Origin of the sequence: Acidiplasma aeolicum (assembly GCF_001402945.1) — an archaeon.
In the GTDB taxonomy this organism is placed as follows: domain Archaea; phylum Thermoplasmatota; class Thermoplasmata; order Thermoplasmatales; family Thermoplasmataceae; genus Acidiplasma; species Acidiplasma aeolicum.
Window position 1 is genome coordinate 1 of record NZ_LKBG01000096.1, and the last position, 2,115, is coordinate 2,115.

Annotated in this window: 1 protein-coding gene; it reads right to left on the reverse strand. The window is 31.9% G+C overall.

Annotated elements, in window-relative coordinates; all coding sequences use genetic code 11:
- Positions 1–209: 209 nt before the first annotated feature.
- A partial coding sequence (locus tag AOG54_RS02840) for a DUF2075 domain-containing protein (RefSeq protein ID WP_055032385.1) occupies positions 210–2,115 on the reverse strand: 1,906 nt, incomplete at its 5' end.

Below are 2,115 nucleotides of genomic sequence, written 5' to 3' on the forward strand. Positions count from 1 at the left end.
TAATTAAAAATAAAAGGATTATTTGGTTAGAGTTGCTATTAAGTACTTCCCTATATAATAAAACAAAATATTTTTAAAATTTCCCGTCCTGATAATCAAAAATTAAGTAACATTATTACTTATAAATTGTTAAATTCAATAGGCAGGAATATATAAAAATTCCTATTATGAGATACCATTTTAAATATGATTACTTGTAGATGATAAGTTTAATTTTTAATCTTATATATTTCTATTCTTGATTTTACAAATTTTTCAGTATCCTTGTCAACAAAATATACATAAACACCATACCTTGCCCTGGTAAGCAATGTTCTGTATATATTCTTAATATGTATGGTAAAATTTTTATCCCTTTTTATTACAGGGTCCTTTGAATTCTCCGGCTTGCCAACCCAGTCATGAATATTATAATCATAAACCAAATCATTTCCCCATATTAGGCCAATATAATCAAATTCAAATCCCTGAACTGTGTATATACTTCCAACCTGTTCGGCGCATTTTGGATCTATGGGCCACAAATTCCATGGTGGTGTTTCAGGCTTTTTATTAAATTTTACATGATTAAAGTCCTTTAATTCCCATGTGGCCCTGAAATTGCCTATGACAATATCCTCCTTTAATGTTCCATCTTCATTTGGATCGCTCCACGGCCAGCAGAACCCGGCAACCATCCTTGCAGAGTTTGTATTTTTCTTATTTAAATTTCTTATTTCATCTCTAAGTTCCTCTGGAGAATCCATGATGATAAATTTCATTTTATCATTTTTTGTTAAAAATTCATTTCCAGTATCATTTATATTTAGCATGGAATCGACCCAGTTTAGATAACCATCTGAGCCACTGCACCTGAACTGTGTTTTTAATGTGAATTTATACACATCCGCATTATATTTTTTCGCAGTTTCCTCAATTAATTTTATGCTTCCTATTTCTTCAGGCCTGACAACCTGGTTTTCATCTATAAAAAATACGGAAACCTTTGCAACATTTATTAATTCATCTATTTGCGGGATGTTGCTGCGCCTTTCCTTTTTTGTAAACCTGTTGTTGCTGGATTTCCTCAACCTGTGTGCCTCATCCGCTATTAAAACATCTATTTCATTGCTTTTTGTATTTGAAAATGAATTAAAATAAAGGAACAAATTTTTTACGCTCTGGTTTTGCTGGCCCTTTACCCTATCAGAGCTTAATATTTTCTGAAGCGACGATGTAAATGATTTCGACCCTGTGGCATGGTATACCTTTAATCCCATTGATAAAAGCTCTGCCATTGCATTTAATGCAATTACCGATTTTCCTGTTCCAGGACCGCCCGAAACTATTATGACCGATTTGTTTTTTAATTTAGATGCTTTTTTTGCCCGGTCTATTATAGTATTGTTTGCAAGTATTTGGTCATCTATTAATGAGAATATTTTCTGGTTCCTTAAAATATTGGATGTAAAATCAATCAATTTTTTTGATGGTTTAATGCTGCTATGTATAAAATCATTATAAACATCAAGGCCGCCACCATTGTTTAGCTTTTCCTTTAAATACATTCCAAAATTTTTAAAATCATTTTTGGTGAATAATGGAAATTTGGATATAACGTCATGGAAAGAATAGCTGAACATCGGGTCATTGATTTTAGGCGAATAATTATGGCAGTATGCACATGCATATATTCCGTAACAGTTTTTTGAGAATATGTCCATAAAATCCTTTAAATAATAGTAATAACCTGATACCTGTATAGATGGGTGAGGCTCGCACCTTAGTGCATTTCCTACATACGTTATCACATTCCCATCTATTGGTGATAGTTCTGCACCTGACCACTGCTTTAACTCCAAAATTACAATATTTTTTATATTATCATTATTTTTGCCAAGTAATATTGCATCTATCCTTTTTGCACTGTATGGCAGCTCATATTCTATTATGACCCATATATCAAATAAGTTATTTACCTGAAGTTCATTTTTAACAAACTGAAATGAATTATTCCATGCATTTATCTCTGCTTGGGATGGCCTGTGACCGTAATATGATATAAAGGCGTTTTCCAATTTATCAGAAAGTTTATTGCAGTTTATATCATATATTAATTGTTGAGCAGAGTTTTCA